Annotated in this window: 16 protein-coding genes; 7 read left to right on the forward strand and 9 right to left on the reverse strand. The window is 38.4% G+C overall.

Features of this window, described 5'->3' with window-relative positions; translation table 11 throughout:
* The first annotated feature begins 16 nt into the window (after window positions 1-16).
* Window positions 17-1723, forward strand: a complete 1707-nt coding sequence (gene ureC / locus AA650_RS23265) for an urease subunit alpha (RefSeq protein WP_053540847.1) — start codon at window positions 17-19, stop codon at window positions 1721-1723.
* A 368-nt stretch (window positions 1724-2091) separates the two neighbouring features.
* On the opposite strand, the gene AA650_RS23270 is transcribed toward ureC, so the two are convergent.
* The 4 genes from AA650_RS23270 to AA650_RS23285 form a co-directional block, all read right to left on the reverse strand.
* Window positions 2092-3009: a M23 family metallopeptidase gene (locus AA650_RS23270; protein ID WP_081424317.1), complete on the reverse strand. Its 918-nt coding sequence runs from the start codon at window positions 3007-3009 to the stop codon at window positions 2092-2094.
* Window positions 3010-3216: 207 nt separating this feature from the next.
* Window positions 3217-4005: an ABC transporter permease gene (locus AA650_RS23275; RefSeq protein WP_053540848.1), complete on the reverse strand. Its 789-nt coding sequence runs from the start codon at window positions 4003-4005 to the stop codon at window positions 3217-3219.
* A 5-nt stretch (window positions 4006-4010) separates the two neighbouring features.
* Entirely contained in the window at window positions 4011-4994 is a 984-nt protein-coding gene (locus AA650_RS23280) for an ABC transporter ATP-binding protein (protein ID WP_039202059.1), read from the reverse strand.
* 703 nt (window positions 4995-5697) lie between these two features.
* Window positions 5698-6183, reverse strand: coding sequence for an allophycocyanin subunit alpha-B (locus AA650_RS23285; protein ID WP_053540849.1), 486 nt, complete (start codon window positions 6181-6183; stop codon window positions 5698-5700).
* Between the two features lie 855 nt (window positions 6184-7038).
* Here AA650_RS23285 and rlmD point away from each other — a divergent pair.
* Complete coding sequence (gene rlmD / locus AA650_RS23290) at window positions 7039-8421, forward strand: 23S rRNA (uracil(1939)-C(5))-methyltransferase RlmD (RefSeq protein ID WP_053540850.1); 1383 nt, start codon at window positions 7039-7041, stop codon at window positions 8419-8421.
* Between the two features lie 410 nt (window positions 8422-8831).
* A complete protein-coding gene (locus AA650_RS23295) occupies window positions 8832-9281 on the forward strand; it encodes an ATP-binding protein (RefSeq protein ID WP_027403110.1) in 450 nt (149 codons plus the stop codon).
* A gap of 106 nt (window positions 9282-9387) precedes the next feature.
* Here the strand turns inward: AA650_RS23295 and AA650_RS23300 are convergent, their stop codons facing one another.
* A complete protein-coding gene (locus tag AA650_RS23300) occupies window positions 9388-9666 on the reverse strand; it encodes a DUF6439 family protein (protein WP_039204523.1) in 279 nt (92 codons plus the stop codon).
* 66 nt (window positions 9667-9732) lie between these two features.
* On the opposite strand from AA650_RS23300, the gene AA650_RS23305 reads away from it, so the two are divergent.
* Window positions 9733-10077, forward strand: a complete 345-nt coding sequence (locus AA650_RS23305) for a hypothetical protein (protein ID WP_053540851.1) — start codon at window positions 9733-9735, stop codon at window positions 10075-10077.
* An 88-nt stretch (window positions 10078-10165) separates the two neighbouring features.
* Window positions 10166-11557: an asparagine--tRNA ligase gene (gene asnS, locus AA650_RS23310; protein WP_053540852.1), complete on the forward strand. Its 1392-nt coding sequence runs from the start codon at window positions 10166-10168 to the stop codon at window positions 11555-11557.
* A gap of 99 nt (window positions 11558-11656) precedes the next feature.
* On the opposite strand, the gene AA650_RS23315 is transcribed toward asnS, so the two are convergent.
* Window positions 11657-13240: a metallophosphoesterase family protein gene (locus AA650_RS23315; protein WP_053540853.1), complete on the reverse strand. Its 1584-nt coding sequence runs from the start codon at window positions 13238-13240 to the stop codon at window positions 11657-11659.
* Between the two features lie 275 nt (window positions 13241-13515).
* A complete protein-coding gene (locus AA650_RS23320; RefSeq protein WP_053540854.1) occupies window positions 13516-14010 on the reverse strand; it encodes a hypothetical protein in 495 nt (164 codons plus the stop codon).
* A gap of 269 nt (window positions 14011-14279) precedes the next feature.
* Between AA650_RS23320 and AA650_RS23325 the strand changes: the two genes are divergently transcribed.
* On the forward strand, window positions 14280-16139 hold the full coding sequence (locus tag AA650_RS23325; protein ID WP_053540855.1) for a protein kinase domain-containing protein: 1860 nt from the start codon (window positions 14280-14282) through the stop codon (window positions 16137-16139).
* A gap of 185 nt (window positions 16140-16324) precedes the next feature.
* On the opposite strand, the gene AA650_RS23330 is transcribed toward AA650_RS23325, so the two are convergent.
* Window positions 16325-16765, reverse strand: a complete 441-nt coding sequence (locus tag AA650_RS23330) for a hypothetical protein (RefSeq protein ID WP_053540856.1) — start codon at window positions 16763-16765, stop codon at window positions 16325-16327.
* A gap of 45 nt (window positions 16766-16810) precedes the next feature.
* Here AA650_RS23330 and AA650_RS23335 point away from each other — a divergent pair, with 45 nt between their 5' ends.
* On the forward strand, window positions 16811-17830 hold the full coding sequence (locus AA650_RS23335; protein ID WP_053537527.1) for a transposase: 1020 nt from the start codon (window positions 16811-16813) through the stop codon (window positions 17828-17830).
* Window positions 17831-17853: 23 nt separating this feature from the next.
* Here the strand turns inward: AA650_RS23335 and AA650_RS23340 are convergent, their stop codons facing one another.
* Window positions 17854-19251: a hypothetical protein gene (locus AA650_RS23340; protein WP_234413249.1), complete on the reverse strand. Its 1398-nt coding sequence runs from the start codon at window positions 19249-19251 to the stop codon at window positions 17854-17856.
* Window positions 19252-19352: the final 101 nt, after the last annotated feature.

The following is a 19352-nucleotide window of genomic DNA, read 5'->3' on the forward strand; positions in this document are numbered from 1 at the left end:
AAAAAAGGATAAAAATATGCCCTACAAAATGAACCGCCAAGCCTACGCCGATACCTTCGGACCAACAGTAGGAGACAGAATTAGATTAGCCGACACAGAACTATTTATAGAAGTAGAAAGAGACTTTACAACCTACGGTGACGAAGTGAAATTTGGTGGGGGAAAAGTCATTAGAGATGGGATGGGACAATCCCCAATTTCTAATCATGATGGTGCAGTAGATTTAGTTATTACTAATGCTTTAATTCTCGATTGGTGGGGAATTGTCAAAGCAGATATTGGCATTAAAGACGGCAAAATTTATAAAATTGGTAAAGCCGGCAATCCCTATATTCAAGACAATATAGATATTATTATTGGACCGGGAACAGAAGCTTTAGCCGGTGAAGGAATGATTCTCACTGCGGGGGGAATAGATACCCACATCCATTTTATCTGTCCCCAACAAATTGAAGTCGCTATTGCTTCCGGTATTACTACCATGATTGGTGGTGGGACAGGCCCAGCTACGGGAACAAATGCCACAACTTGTACCCCTGGACCCTGGAATATGTACCGAATGTTGCAAGCTGCTGACGCTTTCCCTGTTAACTTAGGATTTCTGGGCAAAGGTAACACCAGTCAACCCCAAGGACTGATAGAACAAATCGAAGCCGGGGCAATGGGATTGAAACTCCATGAAGATTGGGGAACAAATCCAGCCACAATTGATACTTGTTTAACCGTTGCTGATGAATATGATGTGCAAGTAGCAATTCATACTGATACTCTAAACGAAGCCGGCTTTGTGGAAGATACAATTGCCGCTTTTAAGCATCGTGCTATTCACACCTACCATACAGAAGGGGCTGGAGGAGGACACGCACCAGATATTATTAAGGTTTGTGGACAAAGTAACGTTTTGCCATCTTCTACTAATCCTACCCGTCCTTACACTGTCAATACTCTAGATGAACATTTAGATATGTTGATGGTATGTCATCACTTAGATGCAGCTATTCCTGAAGATGTATCTTTTGCTGAATCCCGTATCCGTCGAGAAACGATCGCTGCGGAAGACATTCTTCACGATTTAGGCGCGTTTAGTATGATTGCTTCCGACTCCCAAGCAATGGGGCGTGTCGGTGAGGTAATCATTCGGACTTGGCAAACGGCACATAAAATGAAGGTGCAAAGGGGAAGACTTGCTGGTGATAGTCATGCCGATAATTTACGAGCCAAACGTTATGTTGCTAAATATACAATTAATCCGGCAATCACTCATGGTATTTCTGAATATGTGGGGTCAGTAGAAGCGGGAAAATTAGCCGATTTGTGTTTGTGGAAACCTGCTTTTTTTGGTGTCAAACCGGAAATTGTGATTAAAGGTGGCATGATTGCTTGGTCACAGATGGGTGACGCTAATGCTAGTATTCCCACACCCCAACCTGTATATATGCGACCGATGTTTGGCAGTTTTGCGGGTGCTAGAAATGCGACATCATTAACTTTTGTGTCTCAAGCTGCTTTGTCCAGAGAAATTCCTCAACAATTAAAACTAGGGAAATTAGCGATCGCAGTTTCAGGAACTCGTCAAATCACTAAGCGAGATATGAAATTAAATGATGCTTTACCCGAAATTGAAGTAGATCCAGAAACCTACGAAGTTCGCGCAGATGGTGAATTATTAACTTGTGAACCAGCAACCATTTTACCAATGGCACAAAGATACTTTCTGTTTTAGAAACCCTCCAGATTGAGAATTATTTTATTTCCCAAATTTTGAGTTCCTAATCAACATTTAAGATATCACCGCTGATAATCTAAGTAGGTGAACACAATAAAAATTGGTGTCAACTTAAGCTACAGATAGATAGGTTATTTGTTTGGCTGACAGCCCCGCCCAGAAACGCCACGCTATCATTCCCAGGCGGGTTTTACGGGAATATTCGGTAAGCATAAAGCTCAGTGGCTAAAGCCGCTGAGAGTGTCCTTATTTGAGAATAGGGCGATCGCCTTATCAGTGGCTTGTTTAAGATTCCGAAAACAGACAATATTTCCCTGAGAGTGTCAATAGGTATTTTGGGTTGAGAAAGTCATCAGGTTCGCAACTTAATCAATTGTCCGAGATTTCCACGGTAATGGATCAACAGATTGTCCGTTCACATACAAACCCCAGTGTAAGTGCGGTCCAGTAGATGCACCAGTTGAACCGACTGCACCAATTTTTTGCCCTGCTTGCACAAAATCACCTTCCTTGACATCTATACGACTTAGGTGCATGAAAATGCTGATAACTCCCTGACCGTGATCAATGCCTACTACATTACCATGAACCCGGAATCCTTGGGATACTTTACCCACTAAAGCAACTCGTCCAGCCGCTGGGGTAATTACGGTTGAACCCACTGCACCTGCGTAGTCTTGTCCACGATGGTAGTAGTCTTTGGCAAATTCACCATTGTAGTAACGACGGACTCCATATTTAGTGGATGTTCTCCCAGCATTGGGGGTAAGAAAAGCACCATTCCAATATTTTTCTGGTGTCTGTAGGGCTTTTAATTCTTTTACGCGCTTGAGTTCGTACTCGGTAGCATTAACTCCAGCTTTTCCAGGTGGTAGGGTAATCCGTTGAACGGGAAATTGGCGATCGCGCACCTTTACTGATAAATTTTGTTCTTGTCCATTTTCGGAAACTTTAATGGTTCTCACTCCAGCCTTTTCTAAGGGAGTTGTAGGCACAAAAGAACGATATTTACGAGGTGCAATTTCAAAGGCTGGATATATTTTTTCCCCCACTGTTACAGTAGGATTGCTGGTTTTTTCTGGGGTATTTGCCTCAATGACAACGGAAATTGTATCTCCCAATTGAGGATTTTTAGGTAATACTTGTACTTCTAAAGCCTTTGCTGATGAGCTTAAAGCAATGGGAAAGGCAGCAATTATGCCTATAAACATTTTGGCAGGATTGATAATACTAAAACCTGACAATTTATTCTCTGGATTAATAGGGTTACGCATGATAGTCATAGGCTGATCAACAAATTTTTTGCGGCTGTTAATTAACAGACTAATTTATTGTAGTTAATGTTTCGCCGCAAAGTTAATAAATAAGTAGTCTGGCAAAATAAATTGTATATTTGGAGAGGAAATAGGTAACAGATCAGGAATATAGAGATTTTTGTGTCCTCAGTGAGTTATAATTACGGTATAAACTGGAAATTAAATTATGAATTATTAAGCTCCCATACCTGAATATTTTTTCAGTCCTCTGCGCCATAAAAAACGATTGGCACCAAAAAATATAAGAAACCAGCCTGAGATTGATAGAAATCCTCTGGTTAAATCTACAGGTAGTCCTACTAAAATACTAGCTGGAAAATTAATCATATAAGGAAAAGGTGTGAACATAACTATGTTTCTAATGTTTTCTGGAAAAACATCTAAAGGTGCTATCAAACCTGATAAAAATACAAAAAACAACAACCATAAATTTTCCAAAGCTGCGGCTCTTTCTGTCCAAAATGCAAACATAGCAAAGGTATATTGAATGATAAATCTTAAAGCAAAAACCATAATTACTGCTAAGATAAATAGAAATAAGTTAGTTATACTTGGCAACCAAAAGGCTTGAGGATAGAGAACAAAAAAGAGTGCTGCTAAAAGCAATACAAAAGGCATTCTAGCGACTCTTTCAGCCAGATGGTTGGCAACATGGTGCCAAACCGGATCTAAAGGCTGTAATAATTTTGGTGAAAGTTTACCTTCCAATACTTCTTTTTCAAAATCATAAATTACCCAGACAACGGTGATTTGCCTAGCCAGAAAAACTGCGAAAAAATATCGAGCGAAGTCTACAGATTTAAAAGCAAATTTACCACTATCAGCAGCTTGTATCCAAATACCCATCATGATAATTGGTAAAGAACCAGCTAAAACCCAGAAGATTAATTCGGATCTATATTCCAGCAGATTAGCATAATATACTGATAGCAAAGTTAAGGATTTTTTAACAATTTTTTTCATAGTTATCAATGGTTAAATCCTCTTTGAAAAACCCTACCAATTACCTCTTCTATTGGTGGTTCTGTAACTGTTAAATCTATCACTTCTAAATCGGCTAAAATCTGAGAAACAGTGCGAGTCATGGTTTCTTGTTGGACAATAAATCTCACTGCTCTTCCTTCTAGCATTTGCACATCACCATAGGACATAAGTTTTTCTAGTGGTAATTCTTGAGCTAATTCGACATAAATTTCTCGATAAGGAGCAAAATTTTCTAATAATCCATCTAATCTACCATCGTACATGAGTTTTCCTTGATGAATTAATAACACCCGTTCACACAAAGCTGTAATATCAGCCATGTAATGACTTGTTAATAATATTGTGGCTCGATATAGCTGATTATATTCTTTTAAAAAGTTACGCACTCCTACTTGAGCATTAACATCTAATCCTAAAGTTGGTTCATCTAGAAATAAAACTTGGGGACGGTGTAAAAGTGCTGCTAACAGTTCAGCTTTCATCCGTTCACCTAATGATAATTTGCGGACGGGTTGGGTTAATTTACCTTCTAAAGCCAGCATTTCTGTTAGTTCTCCAACTCGACGTTGAAATTCTTTATCAGAAATATTATAAACTGCGGCGTTAATTCTGAGAGAATCTAATGCCGGTAAATCCCAAATTAATTGCTGTTTTTGTCCCATCACTAAGGTGATTTTTTGCAAAAATGCTTCTTGACGATTAAAGGGAATAAATCCACCGACTTTAACCGTACCTTCAGAAGGATGAATTAATCCTGTTAGCATTTTTAGGGTGGTAGTTTTGCCAGCACCATTAGGACCTAAAAATCCCACTATTTCTCCGGTTTCAATGGTGAAAGTGATATCCTGAACGGCAGGAATTGAGCGATAGGTGCGACGGAAAAAATGGTTAATTGTTCCCTGAATACCTGGTTGTTTTGTGGATACAGGATAGAATTTATTGAGTTTTTCTGCTATAATCATTGACATGAAAAATTTATTTCCTTCTGCCTGATAACGTTGAGTTTCTTCCCTCTAAATAATAATCACACAAATTGCCAGAAAAAGTCGGTCTTGAGGAGGAGGATCATTTTTTTCTAAATTTTCTAATTCCTGATTATTTTCTAGTTAATCTATTCTTACTTCTCTTTAATTCTTCGTCCTGACTCCTGGACTCCTGACTCCTATTTCTATAAGGTGATAGAAGTCACAGATATATATGATTAACATAATCTCAGAGAAATTACAGGAATATCCGGTAAGCGTAAAGCTCAGTGGCTAAAGCCGCTGAGAGTGTCAATATGTTGGGATGATTGACATTAACTGAACTCTAGGCAGTCATCTATGACAGCCTACTATCAGTCTGTCATTTTTTGTTGTTTGCTAATATCATAACTTGTGATAAGTATAACATATCCCCACAACTAGTACATCATGGCGTAAATAAAGCAACCATTTTTAAGCCTTGTAATCAATAGACATCTCCAGAAATTAAAGATACTTGGACTGAAAAACCTGTAGAGACGTTATATGGAACTTCTCTACAATCTTTTTTGGAGATGTCTAATCAAATTTTCAGAGCTTTTAATAGTCATGCTATTTACGCCGCAGTGTACTAGTTAATAACCTGACAAATATTTGCCATAGCTACTACCAACTTTAGGGAATTCAAGACTTTTAAACAGGGTTTTGATTATGACATCGCTTGAATGATGTAATCAAAGTAAGGTGCAGTTTCCCCAGCGTCTTCTGCATTTAATAAATCCAAGGACGCTTGTTTGAGAGAGGCGATCGCTTCTACCATTCCAGGTACAGGAACGCCTAGAGAGTTGTACATTTCCCGCACACCAACCAAACCAATTTTTTCAATAGGTTCTTTGTCACCAGCAAGTACACCGTAAGTAATGAGGCGTAAGTACCAGCCAAAGTCCCGAATACACAAAGCCCGTTGTTTTTCACCGTAAGCATTACCACCGGGGGCGATAAAGTCAGGGCGTTTTTGCCAAAGTTTTTTGGTGGCTTCTTGAACGATCTTTTTCTCGTTTTCGGAAAGGGTGGCGGCGATTCTTGTGCGCTGCACACCTGTTTCCAAAAATGCTTTGATGTTTTTGAGTTCGCCACTGCTGGGGTAACGCAGTTCGTCGTCAGCTTGGAGAATAACTTGGCTAATTACAGTCATGATTATCTAAATGAACTGAAATATTTATATCTGCTAGTTTACCGACTTAAAGGGACATTCGTGAAGTGTATGGGAAGATAGAGATAAATTAATTTACAAAAAAATGGGCTAAAAGCCCCGAAATTAAAACCTACAGCAAATTGTCATCAAACCCGGAAAAAGAACCCCACCCCCAACCCCCTCCCCGCAAGCGATGAGGGGGTTAAGATGTACCTTATATGATTGGAAATCGCTGTAAAAATCCTAAATACTCTTAAATTCTAATGTTTTTTAATCCGGAAATGAAAGCCGTGTGGGGGATTTATCCCCTAGTGACTTATGGTGTTACACTATTTGTAACAGGAAAGGTAATCAACCTGTATAAAAACCTAACTACCTAACGGTAATTTGTACCTTGACAATTAGATCTATGCGTTTCTACTGCATTGTTCTAGCTTCTTCCTAGCAGTAGTTAAAAGATTTATAGGGACTAGTAGTCTGTCAACCCGAAAATGACGGGTGAAGGCAAGCAGGGGGAGAAGAGGGGCAGGGGGGGCAGGGGAGGGAAGAACAGAAGTTTTTTCCGATCATTACCCGTCAAAATAAATTTGACAGACCACTAGACAAATCAGAATTTTGAAACTTTCTCGTTTCAAGTTAAACAGGACTTGCAGTAATGCAACTACGGTCGGGCAGACCGAAAGTTAACGCTTGGGGAGAGTCCCACCTCTGGGTTAGACAACGCAAGGAATCTAGTTTAAGTGGTCTCGTCGAACCAAGAATCCCCGTGTCTTGAGACCGGGGAGTGTCAAAATTTCACATTGGGCAACTTCCGCTTCCTAGTGAGAAAGTTCCCTGTTCTCTAGCAACTGACTAATGACTAATATAATGTGGCGACAAGATGAAATTATTGAACTGGAAATTACTGATTTAAGCGACACTGGGGATGGTGTGGGACGCTTTGAACAGAGGGTGGTTTTTGTTCCTGATACTGTTCTGGGCGATCGCCTACTTGTTAAACTATTCAATGTTAAGCCAAAATATGCCTATGGTCAGGTGCAAGAATTATTGCAAGCCTCGCCTCAACGGGTGCGTCCCAGTTGTATTGTCGCTGATAAATGTGGTGGTTGTCAGTGGCAACATATTAATTATGACTACCAATTAATCGCCAAACACAATCAAGTAACTCAAGCTTTAGAAAGAATTGGCGGTTTTGTGAATCCACAGATAGATCCCGTCTTAGTAACTGCTGCATCCTTCGGCTATCGCAACAAAGTCACCTATCCTATCGGTAGGTCAGCCACAGGTCATGTCCAAGCTGGATATTATCACAAAGGTACTCATAAATTAATCAACTTGAATCAATGCCCCGTCCAAGACCAGCGATTAAATCCCCTATTAGCTGAAGTAAAATTGGATATTGAAAAGCAAGGTTGGTCAATTTATGACGAAACCCGACATAAAGGCTTAATTCGCCATTTGGGTTTACGCATTGGTCGTCGCACAGGAGAAATGCTGCTAACTTTGGTCGTCAAAGATTGGAATTTACCAGGAATTGAAACCCAAGCACAGCAATGGTTACAGCGTTATCCTGAGTTAGTTGGTGTGTCACTTAACCGCAATAGCGATCGCACAAATGCTATATTTGGATCAGAAACCCGTTGTCTAGCTGGAACCCCCCACCTCCAAGAAAAATTCGCCGGACTAGATTTTCAAATCGGACCAGATACATTTTTCCAAGTGTACACAGAAACAGCCGAAGCACTCCTAGCAGTAATTCAGTCAGAACTGAACCTACAAGGAGATGAAATCCTCATTGATGCCTATTGTGGTATAGGAACATTAACTTTACCCCTAGCCAAACAAGCACGGCACGTCACAGGGTTAGAATTGCAATCCACAGCAGTACAACAAGCAACTATCAATGCCAAAGAAAATGGAATCAATAATGTCACATTCCAAGTAGGCGCAGTAGAAAAGATTCTCCAGAATTTGGAAATTATCCCAGATGTCGTCTTACTTGATCCGCCCCGCAAAGGATGTGAAGCTAACGTTATTAAAACATTAAGAAACCTGAAACCATCTCGAATTGTTTACGTCAGTTGTAAAGTAGCCACCCTCGCCCGTGACCTCAGATTACTTTGCGAAGATGGGCTATATAAACTCACAAGAGTGCAACCTGCCGACTTTTTTCCTCAAACTGCCCATGTAGAAGCAGCCGCTTTTCTAGTCCTGTCGGAAAATGATCAGAATAGTTAATTCTTTCTAAAAATAAAAATCAGAAATTTGTACTCTAGTGGATACTCATAATGGTAAAATGGAATTACATAAAAATAGAAACTCATTTTGTTTTAAAGAAATCGAAGCTGTATAGAATCTGAAGGAAGAGATTAAATTGTGTTAAATACAAACTAGCAGCTAATCAGAGCGTCCTGCCCATTCTGTTTAAAAATAGCAATTCTTATTCATCTAGCAAATGAACGGATTGACTTTAGCAAGTTGTACATCAACAATATGAATTCTCATTCCCAGTTATCGGCCAAGAGCATTTTTATAAATTTAGTTTTACAGACTCAAGTTTGAAGGCAGCATGGCTACCTAATTTTTATCAGAATGCCTGAAAAAGCTTTCCTGATGTCTAGCTAAATAAAAGCTACGGGGTTTCTCTTGTGATTACCATTTCTCTTCGTCCAGTTGGGCGTTATTGGGGGACAATTAGTTTTGCCTCCACCCTCTATCTTTGTCCAATCCTAGATTTACTCTTGAACGATATTCCCGTAAAATTACAATCGGAACTACGACTAGGACTCCAAGAAGCCCTAGTAAATGCCGCTAAACATGGGAATAATCTTGATCCCGGCAAATTAGTCGTAGTTCAGTTCTCATTAATAAATAATCAGTATTGGTGGATTATCTCAGATCAGGGCAGCGGTTTCACACCCTCCCTCGAAGATCATAGTGATCCCGATGACTATTTACCACCAGACGAAGCAGAAAGTGGGCGGGGTATGTCCTTACTGCATCAGATTTTTGATCAAGTAAAATGGAATGGCAAAGGGACAGAACTTACCCTTTGTAAGCAAGTAGAAAGCCGTCGTTTACTATCTTTGCGAAGATAAGAGGGGGCAGGGGGCAGGGAACAGGGAACAGGGAACAGGTGACAGGGAACAGGTGCTACGCCACGGGGACAGGTGCTACGCCACGGGGACAGGGAACAGGTGAGAGCTATTTCTTTATTACCTCGCGCTGATGTCCGTGCGTGGGGCAAGGAGGGGCGGAGATTGACTTATCTAGCCAGCCTACAGCCTGTTCTAGCCTAGCCTGTGCTTCTTGGGGTTCATTTTTGACCAAAAACACCATTGCGGCGGCTGCCTGTTCACTAGCGCGAGCATTGCGATTAGACTTGAGGCGATGCCAATCATCGGGAGAGATACTCAACCGTTCCATGAGTGCCTGTGCTAGTTCTAGAGTGCTGATTTCATTTAGTTGATTAGTTTGTGACATAAGACTAAGTGCCGAGTTAAGAGTAAAAGTTATGATTTAACCATCATAGCTAATGATTAATCACCAATGACTAATTTAGAGGAAAATTCCCAGCCAGATTTTGCACAGGAATTAGAGGAAATAGAGGCTGAACTCCAATTCTTGAAAGATAGATATGCTCAAGTGCAAAAAGATCAACAACAAAAGGCACAATGGCAACAAGAATTAAAAAATTTAAAGGAAAATAGAAAGCAGACTCCAGAAATTAAAGCCGAGTTAAATCGCCTTCAAAAACAATTAGAAGTATTAGAAATCAACCTAGAAAGCCAGTTGTTTTCTTGGGTAAGTCTGAAAAGACCTTTTTGGCAAGCTATTCGTTTTGGCGGTTTAGGTGTTATTATAGGTTGGTTATTAAAATCTTGGGTTGGTTGATTTAAAAGATCCCCGACTTCTTTAAGATCCCCGACTTCTTTGAGAAGTCGGGGATCTGAAATTCTTTAAAAAATACAAATTGTAGAAAATGCTAAATCCTCGTATTGCAGAAATATTAAGAAGTGGTAAACCAGAACAAACTTTGGTAGTCCAAGGTTGGGTAAGAACAAAACGCGAATTAAAAGGATTTGCATTTTTGGAAGTTAATGATGGTTCATCTTTAGGTAATTTACAAATTGTCATTAATCAAGATTTACCAGACTATCAAGGAATATTAAAACAGATCAATACAGGTGGTTCTATAGAAGTATCAGGAGTCCTAGTAGCTTCTCAGGGTAAAGGACAAAGAATAGAATTAAAAGCAGATACAGTGAAAGTATACGGAGATGCTGATCCTGATACTTATCCTCTGCAAAAGAAACGCCATTCCTTTGAGTTTCTCCGAACCATAGCCCATTTACGTCCGCGAACTAACTCCTTTGGTGCAGTATTTCGAGTCAGAAATGCTTGCGCGATCGCTATTCACCAATTTTTTCAACAACGGGGTTTTTTATGGGTACATACTCCCATTATTACCGCGAGTGATTGTGAAGGTGCGGGTGAATTATTTAGTGTGACCAATTTCAATTTAAAGAATGTTCCTAAAACAGAAAACCAAGAAATTGATTATAGCCAAGACTTCTTTAGTAAACCTGCATATTTAACAGTCAGTGGCCAATTAGAAGCCGAAATTATGGCAATGGCTTTTACTAATGTCTATACTTTTGGTCCCACATTCCGGGCTGAAAATTCTAATACTTCTCGTCACTTAGCCGAATTTTGGATGGTTGAACCAGAAATGGCTTTTTGTGATTTAGAAGGTGATATGGATGTAGCTGAGGAGTTTCTCAAACACATTTTTAAATATGTGATGGAAACCTGTCCCGAAGACATGGAATTTTTTAATGAACGGATTGATAATACTGTTTTAGAAACTGCCAATAATATTATTAACAATCAGTTTGCACGATTGACTTATACAGAAGCAGTCAAACTTTTAGAAAAAGCTGATGTTAAGTTTGATTACCCTGTGAGTTGGGGTGCAGATTTACAATCAGAACATGAACGCTATTTAGCTGAACAATTGTTCAAAAAGCCGGTCATTGTTACAGATTATCCTGCCCAAATTAAAGCTTTTTATATGCGGTTGAGTGATGATGAAAAAACCGTCCGGGCTATGGATATTCTCGCACCGAAAATAGGCGAAATTATTGGTGGTTCACAACGGGAAGAAAGACTTGATGTTTTAGAAAAACGGGTATTAGCACAGGGTATGAAACCAGAGGATTTGTGGTGGTATTTAGATTTACGTCGTTATGGTACTGTTCCCCACGCTGGTTTCGGTTTGGGGTTTGAAAGATTGGTGCAATTTATGACGGGTATGGGAAATATTCGGGATGTGATTCCCTTTCCTCGCACACCACAAAGCGCGGATTTTTAATTATTTTAACGTGAATTCATTGAACCTCACCCCAACCCCTCTCCGACGCGGAGAGGGGCATATTGGTTTGTTTTTAGCAAATTTTTGGCTATCTATTTTCTATCCTCCTGGATTATAAATTATCCAAGGTTTTAATTGGCGATCGCACCATTTACCCGCAACTAACTCTGTCACTAAAGGTGTAATCATAAATTTAGCTGGAAAACCCCCCAATACATCCACTCGCACACAAGAATAAGGCTGTTTACTCTCAAAACCACTCCCACTCCGTCCCACATACAACAGCGAATCAGCAACCTTACGAATGGCAAGATCCCCATTATTATTGAAAGTTTCCAGCAATTCTCCTCCTTCTTGACGTTGACGACGAAGACGACGACCACTACCACCGGCAATAATATAATTAATATAAGAATCTGCGTGTCCTGTATTAACAGTTTGCAAATGCTCAAAACAATGTGCGTGTCCGCTGAATATTATATCTACTATTGGGCGTTTCTGAGTTATATTACCTAAACTTGTCGCCACCTCATCAAAAACATCCCGTAACCGATGACGAACCGCTAAAGTTTGCCTTTGATTCCATTTACTACCTTCCGTCACATAAGGTGGATGATGGAAAAATATTACCCGTCCTCTAACTGCGTCATTCTGCCAAGATGCAATTAACTTTTCTTTTAACCAAGTCAATTGTTCAAAATCAACATTAGTATTTGTATGAGAATCTAATTGCTTTTCAATATCAATTTTCACTTCATTGATTTGGTCTAATTTTGCCCCAAGTTCAGCCAATAATTCCGCGTCATCAGACTTTTCAGGATTGAGTTTGTCACATTCCGTCAAAATCCGTAATTCTTCCTTGTCAATTTCCTGACGACGTTGCCCTAATTCCCGACGGAAATCATCCCCAGCTTGGTTATGAGGTAAAGGATCTGGAGTATTGAAAGTATTAGAATCTAAGGCAAAAAAGTCAATACCACCGTAACAAAAATTATAATACCGATTGGGTAAACGAGTAAAATTTCCTGGCTGATAACGCAAACATTTACCAGTACCAGTTTGAGCGTTGTAATGCTGTTTTAAATATCCTTCTAAGTCACTTGGAGAAACTGCCGCCAAATAATCTAAAAATGCCCTAGCATAAGCATCACCTTGATTTGAACCATACCAACCAATCTCAATATCTTTATAACGCAACATCCGCCGCAAAGGCAAAGTTGGACCAGTTAACAACCGATAGAGTAAAGGCACATCATAGTAATCATGATTCCCCAGCACTGGTAAAATCGGCAACTTAAATACCATCTGATCATAAGCAATATTTTGAGGCTGATGACCACCAACCAAAAATTCCCGATAAGGTTCAATAAAATTAGCTGGGTAATATTCACGAGAACCCACCATATAAATCACATCACCAGTGTGCAGCACAAAGCGGCAATCATTACCATGATTTACCATCATTTTGGCAACTTCCCGTTGGGGATGGTGTCCAGAATAGGACTTAGTGCCAGTATCACCCATCACCATAAACGAAAAATCTGGACTTTCTGAGTTGCCATCATCTATCACCATGCAGGTTTGGTCAATTCCCTGCTGTAAAATACTCGAATGCTGCCAGCGCACCCGTTGTTTCATCTTTTGAATTTTGACAGAAATCGGTGGTTCAGAAATCAATTTCATAGGAAATAATATTGTCAGAAATGGCTAACGCCACGCTACGCTATCAGGATATCCAGGATTTAAGGATTAACAGGATTACGGTTTAAAGGCGTTGCTGAATCGAGGTATTAAATTCCCAAATTGAACCTTTAAAACTCAAACCTCAGTGCGTCTACTCTTCGAGATCACGAAGCGTGATTGCGCCTTTGCGTGAGACTAAAATTCATACCCTTAATCAGCAACGCCCGGTTTAAATTAGTCCGCGTAGGCGGACTTTGTTTGTGTAGCTGCGACTTCTAGTCGCCTAATATTGATAAACTAGCGAAAACCTGTTTCACCAATTGCTGAGTTTTATTTTCTAATTGTTGCCAATCCACATCCCCATATTCATCAATTAAGCTAGTATCAATATTAACTGCTGTATTCTCTGGACTATAATTCAGAAAACATAATTGATAACACAAATCCCACAAATCTAGATTGACTTGTTGTCCATTACGTTGTAAAAGCAAATGATATCCTGCATGGGGCATAGGTAAACTCGCCAGAGTTTTTCTAATTTCCTCCGCTTGTATGGGTGTTGCGGTTTCTATTTCTTGTACCAACTGAGTTACCAAGGCTTTGGTTTCATCAGGGGTATTAGCAGGCCAAGTTAATACATCTTGATAAGTGCCTTGCCAATCAGATATATCCAACTGCTTGCGAAGATTATCAATCACACGAATGAACGCAGGTTGCATCAAGATTTCAGCTTGTTGCCATGAGGTAGAATTAGTTATCTTAGGTGGCATAGCTAGTCAATAGGGATACTGATCGTAAAATTAACAATTTGGTTCAATAAAAAAACTATACTTCATAGCGATCGCCAAAGTAGTTAAGCTGTCAGGCATTTAAATTGCTGGTTGAGACGAGGGAATTTTTCTTCTGTTTTCTTTCCTCTTTACTCCTGACTGCTGACATAATTTAAATCTTTTCTCAAGATACCTGATTTTAGAAAGAGAAATTTGGAGATATTGACTACTAGCGGGAAAATTAAGCTGTAAAGCTGGGGAGGGAAATTATGATAGGCAAATTACTAGATCATCGCTACCAAGTCATTCGCGTCTTGGCGACAGGGGGATTTGGTCAAACCTATATTGCCCAAGATACCAGACGGCCAGGCAATCCCATCTGCGTGGTTAAACACCTGAAACCAGCTAATTCTGACCCTAACATCTTTGTTACTGCTAAACGCCTGTTTAATAGCGAAGCAGAAACGTTAGAAAAATTGAGTAACCATGACCAAATACCCAGACTTCTTGCCTATTTTGACGAAAATAAGGAATTCTTTCTAGTTCAAGAATTTATTGACGGTCATACTCTCAATGAAGAACTTATCCCTGGACAGCCTTGGAGTGAAGCCCAAGTCATGCAAATGCTGCTGGAAATCTTGAGTATTTTAGAGTTTGTTCACCAGGAAGGTGTGATTCACCGCGACATTAAGCCAGATAATATTATTCGCCGTGCGGCTGATTATAAATTAGTTTTAGTAGATTTTGGTGCAGTTAAACAATTGCGTTGGCCTTGCCCGCCGCAGGCATCGCCCTTGGTTATGGTCGGCGGACAGCAAACAGCTACAGTAGCCATTGGCACACCTGGCTATATGCCGACAGAACAGGGACAAGGTAAACCCCGTCCTAATAGTGATATTTACGCTTTAGGGATTATCGCCATTCAGGCATTAACAGGAGTCCCAGCTAGTCAATTACAAGAAGATCCAGATACAGGGGAAATTAACTGGCAACATTTAATTCCTGTGAATCCTGGTCTAGTCGCAATTTTAACGAAAATGGTACGTTACCATTTCAAAGAACGTTATCAAACAGCAACGGAAGCTTTACAAGCTTGTCAAGAGTTGGTAAATATCACCCCCGAACTTGCCCAACCTTCCGTATCTCCTCAAATTATTTATCAGTCTCCGCAAAATCTAGCTTCAAGATTTACACAGAAAACAATGGCGGTTTCGCCCGCTAATCATGTTCCTGTTCAACCTGCACCTCAACAATATATTCCCCAAGAATCTAATAAACCAGATCCTTTACCTTTATTAATTGGCATATTATTAGTTGGTAGTGTAGCCGCTTTATTTACAAATGTATATCCCAATTTTAAGAGTTTAACTGGTAATCCAACGGGAGAAAAAACCAAATTAACAAATAACTGTATGGCTGTAGTTGCAGCTAATTCTAATATCCGGTCTGAACCCAGTGCCATCAATTCTGATAATATTTTGAAAACCTTGGGTACAGCTAGTGAATTTGAGGTGACAGGTAAACGCACAAATCGAGGTTGGGTAGAAATTAAACTGTCATCTGGACGTTTAGCATGGGCGCATTCTGATATTATTGCTAATAACGAAACATGGATTTCTTGCCGTCGAGATAAAGGTTTGGCTATTCAAACTGTAGATGATAGTTCTTTAATTGCATCTCGTCCAGTTCCCCAAGTTTCCGCCAAATCTGTGGTAGAAACTCCCACTCCTGAATCATCCCCACCAGCCATCGAAGATAAGACAAAAACGGTGGCAAAAGCTCGACAAAAGTTTGAATCAGGAGATTTACAAGGAGCAATTTCTCTGTTAAAATCAACTTCAGGAAATGCTGTTTCTAGTATTAAAGAAACCGTTGATACTGTGAATCAATGGCAGAGTGATTGGGCAAAAGCAGAAGCGTTAGCTAAAGATATTAATAAAGCTATTGATAATGGTCAATGGGATGAAGTTTTAGCTTATCGAGATCATCCAGAAAAGCTCCCGAATATTAAATACTGGCGTGATAAATTAGAACCAATGTTTAAACAAGCTGCTGATAATGTTGCTAAACAAGCATTACCCCAGGAAAATAAACCAACTCCTTCCACAACACCAAAAGATGGGGTTTAAAACACTAGATTATTTAGTAATTTTCTAAGTAATCGAAGCTTGTTTAATTTTACAACTTGTGTCCAGCAAACTTTGATAAACTGGAAAAATTGAGAGTGATCATTGATTGCGATCGCTCTATTAATCAATGTGATGATTTATAAAGATAAATTATATTCTTTTAATCAATTAACCCATCAAGAATTTCAGGTTTTGATTAAGTAAAAATATAGTCCGGCCATCAATGGAAAGCTGATGATACCACAGTAAAAGCTGAAGCGATTTGGAGGACGTAAATAGCTAATACTTTCTAATATATAGCCAGGAAGTTCAGCTAGGGGGGTTTCCATTGACATATCGGTGTGACTACCAATAAAGAATTTGAGTGGTAGTACAAGAATTAGGTTAAAGATAAAGCGAACAATAGATGTTATGGCTGTCGTAAGAGTATAGCCTATACCATCGCTGGGAGTGAGTTCAAATTGGCTATTATAGTTAGTGTAATTATCACCAATTCCAACCCCTCCTAGTGCTAGTCTGGACATAACAGAAGCAATGGCAAAAAAGATATAAGCTATGATTGGGATGATTAGTATGACTACACCAGAAGTGTTGAATGTTAGGAAAAGATTAAAAAAAAGTACCATAATTTGATACAATCTAAAAAAATCTAGATAAAGAATTATCAAATTATGCGCTTAAAGAATTTCCCAGAAGTGGTCAAAACAATATTGAAACCATTGCCCAAAAAAGATTATCCAGTTCTGGACACATTTTCATTTGTATCAGTGTGGTTACAGTATGTCATGGATAAAAGTATAGTGAGTATGAGAGATTTATTTCAAAGACTAAATAATCAAGGGATAGATTTAAAAATATCAAATTTTTCCAAGGCAAGTAAAAAGAGAGATACTCAAGTATTTTTGGAGATAATAACTGAATTAAACAATCAACTGAGAAAGAAAAAAGGAAAGGAAGAAACCCAAGCATTATTTCCTATAGATTCAACAATTATTACATTAACAAGTAAATTATTATGGAGTCAAGGATATCATCAAGTAAAACTATTTTGTGGGTTAGATAGTTTGACATCAGAAGTTGGTGGAATGGTGATTCATTTTGGGCAAGGACATGACCATAAATATGGACAAGAAACAGTAGAAGCAATTCCGTCAAAAGGAGTAGGGATAATGGATAGAGGATTTGCATCCTCCGAAAGAATATCTGAATTAAAACAACAAAAAAATAAAGCTTTTGTCTTAAGAATTAAAAATAATGTCACTTTAGAAATGCTAGAAAATGGTAATTGTAAAGTTGGCAAAGATGAAAGAGAAGTGGAAATTAGAGTAGTAGCATTTTGTGATATAGAAACTAAGAGTGAATTTCGTTTAGCAACAAACTTATTAAATGAAGGAGAAGAGCAAGTTAGTAATCAAGAGATTATGGAAATTTACATACAAAGATGGCAAATTGAATTGTTATGGAAATTCTTAAAAATGCACCTCAAGTTAGACAGACTTATGACAAAGAATGAGAATGGAATTAGAATTCAGATAATGTGCTGTTTAATCGCTTATTTGATATTGCAACTAATAGAAATACCGCAAGAATTTGGCAAAACTTTATTAGATAAACTCCGTTATCTTCAGTCCTATATGTGTCAGGAAATAAGTTATGTTCATTGGTTTAGAAAACTTATTTGGATAAGATGAAAAATAGCACTTATAGGCTAAGTTTATTTCAATATGTAAAGTTTTATTACGCTATTCAACATTTCTGCTTTCACATAGTTTAATCTATTGCAAGAAGGACATTTAATCTGTGCATTGTATTGAGCATCATTAATGTGTTCAGGTTCATTTTGTTCTTCTTGATGCTGAGACTCATCCCGAATATAAAAATACCAAAAAAGATTAGATAAAGTAAAATTAGAAATCTGTTTTAAATTTGAAGGAATAAAAACTTTATGATCATATTTTTTGGACTCTTCACTAATATAATTTTCGTACTCTTCTCTTAATTCAGGTTTCATCATAAATACAAGCTGGTCTCTGAGAGAAGAGAAATGAGATTTTTGTTTTAAAATTTCATAGAGTTCTAATTCAGGTTGTTGAATAATATCATTAAATTGTTTTTTATTGGAATTAACAACCGTTTGAGATTGATTAAAGTCAGAACTTGCTAATAATTTTAGTTCAGAAGGAGGAAGTGATTGCATCCAATCAAGATTATTTTGCCATGATGCTAATACAATTAAATCTTGATCATGTAATCTGTTAATTTCAGGAAATAAAAAATCAAGTTCTTCCTCTGAATCACAACTCATAATAACATTAACTGAATCTTCCCGCATTTGTTGTTGTAAATTTACAAGACGATCACTTGCTGCTACTAACTCATGTTGTACCTGATAAGTACCAACAATCATCTGTTCAATTAACCAAGAACATTCTAATCTTCTTACACTTCCTGATGCACAAGTTTCTTCAAATAATTGAGGATTGCGATAGTCAGCTAAAGATTCAAATAACATTGATCGTGCTAAATCAATTTCAGTATTTTTTCGGCTAATATCCTGTATTTTCATTGCAGAATTAAGGCGATTAATTGCTTGCGTAAATAAGCCATAAGCTCTAACTAAAATTAAACGATGTTGTTCAAATTTAATATCTTTAGCAACTTGATCAATATGTTGGATAATTTCCGAACCTTGATTTTTCAAAGCCTGTTTTAAATCAATAAAACCATTTTCTACCTTAATTTCTAAACGTTCTACCGCTTTTCTCAGTTTTATAGTTTGATATAAATTAACAGCAGAAAGAGCGACACCCGTAGCAACACCCATACCTATAACAGATGTAGTTGATTGTAAAATACCTATATTTGTTAGTACAGATTGAAAACCTTTGTGCATTTGATACATTTCTAATCCACTGGTAGCCAAATCTAAAGGTACTGCTATAGGATGAAAAGGAAGTCCACTTTGATCTAACAATCCTATAGCATTACCTACAAACTGACCTGTAGTAGTATCTCTAGCTATGCTCAGAGGTACTCCTGTAGAAGAAAAGACCTGCAAGTATTGGCCTGCTGCAATACCCGCTTCAATCATTGGAGGAAACTGAAATAGCATAGTTAACACTTCCTTGGCTAGACTTAACGTATCTCTTGCTATTATCCCATTAATCAGGTAAATTTTTGCCTAAATAAGTCATAATAAATTAAGTAATTAAC

This window comes from Anabaena sp. WA102, from assembly GCF_001277295.1.
GTDB lineage: Bacteria > Cyanobacteriota > Cyanobacteriia > Cyanobacteriales > Nostocaceae > Dolichospermum > Dolichospermum heterosporum.

What these genes read in the sequence shown, in the direction of transcription:
- asnS (WP_053540852.1), top strand. Translation starts at nt 10,166, where the DNA reads ATGCTAAATCCTCGTATTGCAGAAATATTAAGAAGTGGTAAACCAGAA.
- AA650_RS23315 (WP_053540853.1), bottom strand. Translation starts at nt 13,240, where the DNA reads ATGAAATTGATTTCTGAACCACCGATTTCTGTCAAAATTCAAAAGATG.
- AA650_RS23300 (WP_039204523.1), bottom strand. Translation starts at nt 9,666, where the DNA reads ATGTCACAAACTAATCAACTAAATGAAATCAGCACTCTAGAACTAGCA.
- AA650_RS23335 (WP_053537527.1), top strand. Translation starts at nt 16,811, where the DNA reads ATGCGCTTAAAGAATTTCCCAGAAGTGGTCAAAACAATATTGAAACCA.
- AA650_RS23285 (WP_053540849.1), bottom strand. Translation starts at nt 6,183, where the DNA reads ATGACTGTAATTAGCCAAGTTATTCTCCAAGCTGACGACGAACTGCGT.
- AA650_RS23275 (WP_053540848.1), bottom strand. Translation starts at nt 4,005, where the DNA reads ATGAAAAAAATTGTTAAAAAATCCTTAACTTTGCTATCAGTATATTAT.
- ureC (WP_053540847.1), top strand. Translation starts at nt 17, where the DNA reads ATGCCCTACAAAATGAACCGCCAAGCCTACGCCGATACCTTCGGACCA.
- AA650_RS23320 (WP_053540854.1), bottom strand. Translation starts at nt 14,010, where the DNA reads ATGCCACCTAAGATAACTAATTCTACCTCATGGCAACAAGCTGAAATC.
- AA650_RS23325 (WP_053540855.1), top strand. Translation starts at nt 14,280, where the DNA reads ATGATAGGCAAATTACTAGATCATCGCTACCAAGTCATTCGCGTCTTG.
- AA650_RS23280 (WP_039202059.1), bottom strand. Translation starts at nt 4,994, where the DNA reads ATGTCAATGATTATAGCAGAAAAACTCAATAAATTCTATCCTGTATCC.
- AA650_RS23340 (WP_234413249.1), bottom strand. Translation starts at nt 19,251, where the DNA reads ATGCTATTTCAGTTTCCTCCAATGATTGAAGCGGGTATTGCAGCAGGC.
- AA650_RS23330 (WP_053540856.1), bottom strand. Translation starts at nt 16,765, where the DNA reads ATGGTACTTTTTTTTAATCTTTTCCTAACATTCAACACTTCTGGTGTA.
- rlmD (WP_053540850.1), top strand. Translation starts at nt 7,039, where the DNA reads ATGACTAATATAATGTGGCGACAAGATGAAATTATTGAACTGGAAATT.
- AA650_RS23270 (WP_081424317.1), bottom strand. Translation starts at nt 3,009, where the DNA reads ATGACTATCATGCGTAACCCTATTAATCCAGAGAATAAATTGTCAGGT.
- AA650_RS23305 (WP_053540851.1), top strand. Translation starts at nt 9,733, where the DNA reads ATGACTAATTTAGAGGAAAATTCCCAGCCAGATTTTGCACAGGAATTA.